This is a genomic window from Methanobrevibacter curvatus (assembly GCF_001639295.1).
GTDB lineage: Archaea > Methanobacteriota > Methanobacteria > Methanobacteriales > Methanobacteriaceae > Methanoflexus > Methanoflexus curvatus.
Map to the genome: position 1 here is coordinate 19,512 of NZ_LWMV01000154.1, position 8,507 is coordinate 28,018.

At 26.0% G+C, this 8,507-nt stretch carries 9 protein-coding genes; 5 read left to right on the top strand and 4 right to left on the bottom strand.

From position 1 onward, the window contains the following. Window positions 1-219 precede the first annotated feature (219 nt). The 5 genes from MBCUR_RS03705 (at window position 220) to MBCUR_RS11055 (ending at window position 3,488) form a co-directional block, all read left to right on the top strand. Window positions 220-1,551 (top strand): ATP-binding protein, encoded by a 1,332-nt coding sequence (locus MBCUR_RS03705; protein ID WP_067090328.1) that lies wholly within the window; start codon window positions 220-222, stop codon window positions 1,549-1,551. After that, complete coding sequence (locus MBCUR_RS03710) at window positions 1,551-2,330, top strand: vWA domain-containing protein (RefSeq protein WP_067090331.1); 780 nt, start codon at window positions 1,551-1,553, stop codon at window positions 2,328-2,330. Before MBCUR_RS03705 ends, MBCUR_RS03710 begins: the two co-directional genes overlap by 1 nt. 319 nt (window positions 2,331-2,649) lie before the next feature. Continuing rightward, window positions 2,650-3,198, top strand: a complete 549-nt coding sequence (gene msrA, locus MBCUR_RS10285) for a peptide-methionine (S)-S-oxide reductase MsrA (RefSeq protein WP_245637282.1) — start codon at window positions 2,650-2,652, stop codon at window positions 3,196-3,198. Between the two features lie 39 nt (window positions 3,199-3,237). Then, the gene (locus MBCUR_RS10290; RefSeq protein ID WP_157077658.1) at window positions 3,238-3,429 is read left to right on the top strand and encodes a peptide-methionine (R)-S-oxide reductase; all 192 of its coding nucleotides are present in this window, start codon (window positions 3,238-3,240) and stop codon (window positions 3,427-3,429) included. Next, window positions 3,408-3,488, top strand: coding sequence for a hypothetical protein (locus MBCUR_RS11055; RefSeq protein WP_394329077.1), 81 nt, complete (start codon window positions 3,408-3,410; stop codon window positions 3,486-3,488). Before MBCUR_RS10290 ends, MBCUR_RS11055 begins: the two co-directional genes overlap by 22 nt. Before the next feature lie 317 nt (window positions 3,489-3,805). Here MBCUR_RS11055 and MBCUR_RS03720 read toward each other — a convergent pair whose 3' ends face one another. The 4 genes from MBCUR_RS03720 to MBCUR_RS03735 form a co-directional block, all read right to left on the bottom strand. Further along, window positions 3,806-4,570 (bottom strand): ABC transporter permease, encoded by a 765-nt coding sequence (locus MBCUR_RS03720; protein ID WP_067090333.1) that lies wholly within the window; start codon window positions 4,568-4,570, stop codon window positions 3,806-3,808. Between the two features lies 1 nt (window position 4,571). Beyond that, window positions 4,572-5,543: an ATP-binding cassette domain-containing protein gene (locus tag MBCUR_RS03725; RefSeq protein ID WP_067090336.1), complete on the bottom strand. Its 972-nt coding sequence runs from the start codon at window positions 5,541-5,543 to the stop codon at window positions 4,572-4,574. A 523-nt stretch (window positions 5,544-6,066) separates the two neighbouring features. Further along, window positions 6,067-7,506 (bottom strand): MFS transporter, encoded by a 1,440-nt coding sequence (locus tag MBCUR_RS03730; protein ID WP_084269462.1) that lies wholly within the window; start codon window positions 7,504-7,506, stop codon window positions 6,067-6,069. A gap of 361 nt (window positions 7,507-7,867) precedes the next feature. Then, a complete protein-coding gene (locus MBCUR_RS03735) occupies window positions 7,868-8,323 on the bottom strand; it encodes a dCTP deaminase (RefSeq protein WP_067090339.1) in 456 nt (151 codons plus the stop codon). Between the last annotated feature and the right edge of the window lie 184 nt (window positions 8,324-8,507).

Genomic DNA, 8,507 nt, shown 5'->3' on the forward strand with positions numbered 1-8,507 from the left:
TGACAGAGCCCAATTTTCATAAAAGTCAGAAAATAATTTTTTCTATTTTTCAAATAACTTAAAATTTTCAAAGAAAATTTACCACTTTTCCTCTTAGTTGCATAAGTGTTTATTATCAAAAAAATTTATTAATCTAATAAAACAAAAATATTAATGTTATATAATTAAAAACTAATTTTCAATACATTATTTTTAATAATTACTTAATAGGGGTAGATTATGAAAAATATTACTTTCCCATTTTCTGCAATAGTTGGTCAAGGAAAAATTAAACGAGCATTAATTTTGAATGCAATTAACCCATCTATTGGTGGAATTTTAATTAGAGGAGATAGAGGAACTGGAAAAACAACTGCAGTTAGAGCTTTAGCTGATTTGCTTCCTGAAATTGAAGCGGTAGAAAATTGCCCATTTAGTTGTGATACAAATACCTACCTAGATTGTGAAATCTGTTCATCAATTGAAGAGCCTAAATTCATTAAAAAGCCTATGAAAGTTGTAGAACTTCCTCTTGGAGCTACTGAAGATAGAGTTCTTGGTTCACTCAACATTGAAAAAGCATTAAAAGATGGAGTTAATGTATTAGAACCTGGTATTTTAGCCGATGCCCATCGCAATATTTTATACATTGATGAAATAAATTTACTTGATGATCATATTGTCGATGTTCTTTTAGATGCAGCAGCATATGGAATTAATACTGTAGAGCGAGAAGGGATATCTTTTTCTCATCTATCTAAATTTATATTGGTTGGAACAATGAATCCTGAAGAAGGAGAACTTAGAGGACAATTATCTGATAGAATAGGTCTTACAATTTCTGTTTCTGGAATTGATGATGTTGATAAAAGGATAAAAATTATTAAAAGGCGAGAAGAGTTTGAAAAAGACCCAATTGCCTTTAGAGAGAAATTTAAGGAAAAAAATCTAGCAATTCAAAAAAGAATTGTAGATGGAAGAAAACTTTTAAACAATATTACAATATCTGATTATTTAATGGAAATAATAGCTAGAGTTGCAATACAACTCTCAGTTGAAGGTCATAGAAGTGATATATATATTTTAAAATGCTCTAAGTCAATAGCAGCATATAATTCTCATAAACAAGCTACAGAAGATGACTTAGAAGAAGCCATTAATTTAGTTTTAGGTGAAAACCCCAATTTTAATAACTCTCCCAGCACTATAAAAAAACAAATTGAAAAGGCCAAATCAGAAATTAAAAAAAAACAAGAAGAAAAGGAAGAAAATAAGAATACTAAGGAATTATTACATGATCAAAACCAAGAAAATTCTAGAAATTTAGAATCTAATAACAAAGATTTAGAGGATTCAAATGGTCAAGATGACCATAAAATTGACCAGTCAGTAAATGTTAAGGATGAAAAAAATAGTGAAGAAAGTTTTGACAATATAACAAGTGAAAGTAGAGATGAAACTTTAGAAAACACTAATGATCAAGATTTAACTTTTAATCAAGTAGCCAAACCAAGTACGAAAAACATAGATGAATTTGAATTAGATGAGGTGGGGCTTGATATAAAAAAATAATGTTGCTAAAAGGATGTTCTAAGAAAAAACTCTATGGAAAACATGTTGATTCAAAAAATGAAAAAGGGAAGTATGTTAAAAGCCGTTTTGCCTCTAAATTATCTAAGGACATAGCCATTGATGCAACCCTTAGATCTGCTGTAGGTCATTCCCAAGGAAAAATTAATGTAAGAAAAGAGGATTTGAGAGAAAAAATCAGAAAACATAAAGCTCGTGGCTCAATAGCTCTTGTAATTGACATGAGTGGTTCAATGGTTTCTGATAAAAAAATTAACAGAATAAAAGCAATATTAGAATTAATAATAAATAATACAATTAAACATAAGGACAAACTTTCTGTTGTAGGATTTAAAGGCAAAAAATCTGAGATAATAATACCTAACACTAAATACCCAAAATCATTTTTGTCTAAATTAGATACAGTAACAGTTGGTGGAACTACCCCAATAGCTATTGGATTAAAAAAGGGAATTGAAGTTTTAAAAAAAGATATTAAAGAAAATGAATATATCCCCATGTTAATTCTTCTCTCTGATGGAAGACCTAATGTAGGTTTAGGTGGTGGTCCTATCCAAGACACATTAGAAGTTGGAAAAGAAATAGCCAATGAAAAAATTCACAATATTATAATTGATTTTGATAGAACTAGTGGTCAAGGAAGAAACTTTAATAAGGAACTTGCATTTAATTCAAAGGGTACTTACTATAATTTAGAAAAAGAAATGAATACAGAGCATGTTATTGAAGGAATTTTAAATCACGAAAGATTAAATTTATAGTTTAATTTAAGTTTAAAAATTCAACAAATATTGAATTATTAATTGTTTAATTTATCAATTATTTTAATATCCAAATTAATTGCCTTAATTAAGTATATTTATTTTAATTAAATACGTTTATTTTATAATTTAGTATATTTATTTTAATTAATTATATTATTTCATACCTAAATATCATGTTGATAGTAATTAATTTTAAATAGGAGGAGATGACTTTATTTCAAACAAAACATTAAATAATAATAAAATAAACCATGATAATTCTAAATTAAAAGAAATTTATTTTGCTGGAGGTTGCTTCTGGGGTATTGAGGCATATATGTCACGCATTTTAGGTGTTGTAAATACTTTTGTTGGATATGCCAATGGTCAAAGAAAAAATCCAAGCTACGAAGAAGTCTGTAATTTAGATACAGGACATGTTGAAACCGTCAAAGTAATTTATGACTCTAAAAAAGTATCACTTAAACAATTAACATTAGAATTCTTTAAAATAATTGATCCTTTTACTAAAGATAGACAAGGTGGAGATATAGGTAATCAGTATAGAACAGGGATTTATTATACTGATGAGCGGGATAAAAATCTTATTTTAGAAATCCTTATTGAAAAACAGAAAGAATATGATACAACTTTTGGGAAAAAAATTCTTACAGAAATTGAACCTCTTAGTGTTTTTTATCCTGCAGAAGAATATCATCAGAAATATCTTGATAAAAATCCTAATGGTTATTGTCATGTTGATTTAAATTTGTTAGATAAGAATATGTTTAAAATTGAAGAAAATTCTACTGAACTTACTGAAAATTATAATTTACACCTCCCTAAACAGAATAGCAGGTCTAAAGAAGAAAAAGAAAAAAATTAAATAGCTTATCTCCATTTGAATATAATATTACTTAAAATAATGAGACAGAAACCTGGAACAGGTAAATACTATAAATTTGATTCAGATTGTGGTTTGCCACCATTTTCAAAAACCTTTAAGCTAAATTTATTTGGAAAAAATATGGATGATTTTTATGGTATCTTAAGAACAGAGATTAAAATCAAAATAGCTAGTCTCATTTTGGTTATATGTTTAATGATGGTTCAATAAACAAAGGTGGACTTAAATATTGTATAAGTTCTGCATCAATTATATTTATTACCTATTAAATCTAAAAAAAGAAGATTACTATGAATTTATTTTCTTATTTAAAAAGAAAGTTTAAATAAAAATTTTTACTTTTCTTTCTTTTTAATAGTATTTTATTTGAGGTATTATTTTTCATATTTCTATTTCTTTTTATAAACTTTTTTATTTTTTTTCAAATTTTTTATTATTTTAAAAATATGTGATGTTTAAACTTTTTTTTTTATTTAATTTTCTTTTCTTAAATCAAAAAAATGGAAATAAATTATTTATTCAAAGGGAAGGAGGTAAAAAATATTTTTTAAAAATTCATGATATTAAACAATTTTTATGAAACTTTTTACATTAGATTTTGTTCTTTTTTTGTGAAGACAATGGCTGAAAGAAGAACCATAAAAACAGCAAAGAGAGATACAATTAATATGTCTATTTCTAACGGCATAACAGAATTATTAAGAATAATAGCTCTTAAAGCATCCACACCATAAGTTAAAGGATCTAAATAAACAATAAAACTTAGCCATTCAGGTAAGCCTGTTACTGGGAAAAGTGCTCCGCTTAATAGGAAAACAGGCATAATTACAAAACTCATTACTAAATTAAATCCTTCCATACTGTCCATAAATGAAGCTATTAAAAGACCTAATCCAGATAAACCAATGGCTATTATTATAGATACAATTATTCCTAAAATAAATATTAATGGAGTCATAGAAACTCCAACAAGGAAAGAAAGGAAAAATAGAATAATGGCTTGTATAATTGCTCCAGTGCTTATTCCTAAAGATTTTCCAAAGATTATGGATGTTCTTGAAAGTGGTGCAACCATTATTTCCTTTAAAAATCCATATTCTTTATCCATTATTATTCCGATTCCTGCCATTACACAGGTAAAAAGTATTGTTTGAGCTATTATTCCAGGATAAATAAAGGATTGATAGTTGTTCATCACACCTCCAAATTTCATTGCACTTCCAAGTCCCATTCCAAATACTAAAAGCCAGAGAAGAGGAGTAAAAATAGCTGTAACAATCCGTGATCTGTATCTAACATATCTTTTAGCTTCTCTTAACCAGATTGTATAAATGCCTTCAATTTCTCCCATTTTATCTCCTCATTTTTTTTGATTTTTTATTAAATGAAGTATCACTTATTTTCCTTCCAGTATATTTAATAAAAACATCTTCAAGGCTTGGGTGGCTTACTTCAATTGATTTAATATTTATATTCTCATCTTCAGCAATTTTAATGATTTTAGGTATTAAATTTTCACCCTTTTCCACTGATAGTTTTAGTTCATCATCTTTATTAAAAATATCTTGAATAAAACTTTTATTTTCTAAAATATTTGAAAATTTTTCTTTTTCACTGGTTTTTAAAGTGATTATGTCTGATTTTAATTCTTCTTTAAGCTTTTTAGGAGAGCCAGTTTTGATGATTTTGCCATTGTCAATTATAGCTATTTCATCACATAAATGGTCTGCTTCTTCTAAATAATGTGTAGTTAGAATGACAGTAATATCTATAGTATTCTTCAACTCTTCAATATATTTCCAAATACTTTCTCTAGTTCTTAAATCTAATCCAAGTGTTGGCTCATCTAAAAATAAAATTTGAGGGTGATGAATTAATCCTCTTCCTATTTCAAGTCGTCTAACCATTCCTCCAGAATAATTTTTCACATGTTCATCTATTTTAGATCCTAAAGCTATTAATTCTAATACATCATTTATTCTTTCTTTTCTAACGTTTTTATCTACTCCATAAAGAGCAGCATGCATTTCAAGATGTTCTCTACCAGTTAAGATATTATCAACGGCTCTAGTTTGGAAAACAATTCCAATTGAATCTCTTACTTTATTTGATTCTTTTTCAACATCATAGCCATTTACAATAGCTTTTCCAGAGCTTGGTTTTAAAATAGTACACAACATTGATATTAATGTGCTTTTTCCAGCTCCATTAGGTCCTAAAATCCCATAAACACTATTTTTTTTAATTTTTAGATTTATAGAATCAACAGCTTTAAACTCATCATAAGTTTTTGACAAGTTTTTTGTTTCAATTATATTAGTCACTTTTTCACCATATATTTATTTTTTTTATTTAACATGTTACTAATTGTATTTAATATATTATTAATTGTATTCAGTATTTTAGCTTTTTTTAAATATTTATAATTATTTATTTTTATAAATACTCATTTAAAATATGTATTTTTATAAATAAATTATTGTTATGTAAAATATATTAAAATTATATCATTAAATAAATTTATATGATAAATAAGATAATTTTTAAAAAAATAATTAAGTATAAAAATTAATTTTCCTGAGCATAAGTATTATTTAAACTGTTTAAAAAGCTTTACTTCACTATTTACTTTAATAAAAATTAAAATTATATAAAATAAAGAATTTAAAAAGAAAATATACAAAATTAATAAAATTTCAACATTATTTTTATAAAAATAGCTAGTTGATTAAACATACTAATTAAATATTTATTAAAATCCTAATTAAAATACTAATTAAAATATTATTAAAATACTATTTAAAAAATTTTTATAAGGAATATATTTTTTTATTTATATTTATTATTTTATCTATCTAACTGGTCTTTTCCTCTTATTCCAACAAATGAAAGGATTATTGCAATTATACAAAGTATTGTTGAAATTGTAAAAGCTATTTGAGAACTTGTAATCAATTGTGTATATGTTTCTGGAAGTATTTGAACAGAACCCATAATAAAAGCAAATATTATTATTAGCATACCTAAAGAAAGAGTCTGCCCCACGACTCTTGCTGTTGCAACAGTTGCTGATGCAATTGAAGTAAATTTACGTGGAATAGAACTCATTATGGAGTTTGTATTAGGTGTTGTAAATAAACCTATTCCTATACCTTCAATAGCCATTGCAACTACTATTAGCCACAATGGAGTATTTGCATCTAAAAACATTAGTATTGCCAAGGAAACTGCTACAAAGCCCATTCCTAATGCAGCAAGTTTTTGTGGATCGACTTTATCAGATAATCTTCCTGAAAATGGTGCAATTATTGCCATAAGCCCAGAGGTTACAACTAAAACAATTCCAGAACTTTGTGGGTCCATTCCTTTAATGTATTGAAGGTGATAAGTAATTATATATGTTACAACAAAGGTTGCAAGATAAGAAATAAGGGCTGCTAAAGTTGCAGAGGTGAATTTTGTATTTTTAAATAATTTAACCTCAAAAACAGGAGTCTTTTGTTTTAATTCATAGACTGCAAAGGCTAAAAGAATAGCTATTCCAATCACAGTTAATACTACTCCACTTAAAGTATTTACAGTTGTAAAACCATATATTGCTAGCAGAATACCTATGGAGTATAAAAAAGTTCCAATATAATCAAATTTATCATTTTCACCCATTTTCCATTCATCTGGAACTTTTAGTTTTCCTATTATTAAATCAAGAACTAAAAATGGCACAACTAATAGAAATATTCCACTCCAACCAAAGTGTGAAGTAATAAATCCTGCAATTACAGGTCCCACAGTCAAACCTATGTAAACACAGGAAATATTCATTCCTAATGCTTTTCCTCTTTCATTAAATGGCATAGATTGTGCAACTAAAGCCATACTTGAAACACTTACCATTGCAGAGCCAACTCCTTGAATTGCTCTGAAAATTAATAATGTTTCAGCTGATGGTGAGAAAGCACCTCCAATTGATGCAACAGCTATTATTGACACACCAAGATATAAAAATTTTTTAAGTCCTATTTTTCCAGATATTTTTCCAAAAGGTGCTGAACATATTGCAACAGCAAGTAAAAATATGGTTGCTATCCAAGTCTGAAAAATTGCATCAATTTGAAACTGTCCAGCTATTGTAGGTAATGCAACAGTAATGGATGTTGTTGTAAATGCAGATAGAAATGTAGCTAGACCTGCAAGTATTATTAGAAATCTTTTTTTTGATGGGTCAGTTAATATTCCTTCAATTACTGGTGGTCCTTTAGGGTTTCCATTTTCTAAAATTTTTTCCATATTTTAACCTGCGATTTTTTTATATGCTTTTTTAATTTTTTTATATTTTTTTATATTTTTTATAATATCTTTAGAATTTTTTTTTAAAACATTTTGAATTTCTAATATATTTTTATTCAATTTTATCTAAATGAGAATAAATGTTTTTAAATATTTTTATTTATTGATAATATAAAAATTTATTGATAATATAAAAATTAAACTATCCATGTTACAAATGATTTTTTAACATTTTTGCATTTGTTCTAAGCTGAATTGAAAAACTTCATTTAATATAAATTTAATATAATTATTATAAATATATAAATTAAATTTGATTATTTATTTAGTTTTAAACATTAAATTATTATTTTGATAAAATTTATTCAGATTCCTGATAACTTCCATTATATTCTCCAGAACCAATTACTTCAAAGACAACTCCTTGAGCAATTCTATCTCCTTTTTTGATTTTATAATCAAATTCACCATGGTTGTAAATTAAAAACATTAAAGTTCCATAAAAACCAGGATCACCAACAGCTGTTTGAACAGAGACAAATGATCTAAGTAAAGTTGAACGTGGTTTATATAGCATTGTATATCCTTTTGGAATTTTTATTTTTCTATCTATTGTTGCTAAATAAGCTGTTTTAGATTTTAATGTGTAAATAGGCCCTTTAAGAGGCTCTATTTCTGGAAGATTTTTTTTATTATCAATTAAAGAACCTGGAGTTTTTTGAATAAAAAGTTCATCTAAAGCTAGATCAATTCCAGATGGTTGAATTAGCTCTTTAAAATCTGGAAACAGTTTTATAAGTTCTTTTTCTCCTAAGATAAAATCACCTCTATTTACTAATGGTTTTTTATAGAAATTTAACTATTTTTTTCTAAATAGTTTTTTTAATAAAAGAATTTTTAATAAGCATATTTTTTATAATTTATAACTTTTTATAATTTTTTTTTAAAGGGCTGTGCAGTAATTAGAAAATCTAATTTTCCAAATTTATTTAATTAAGTTA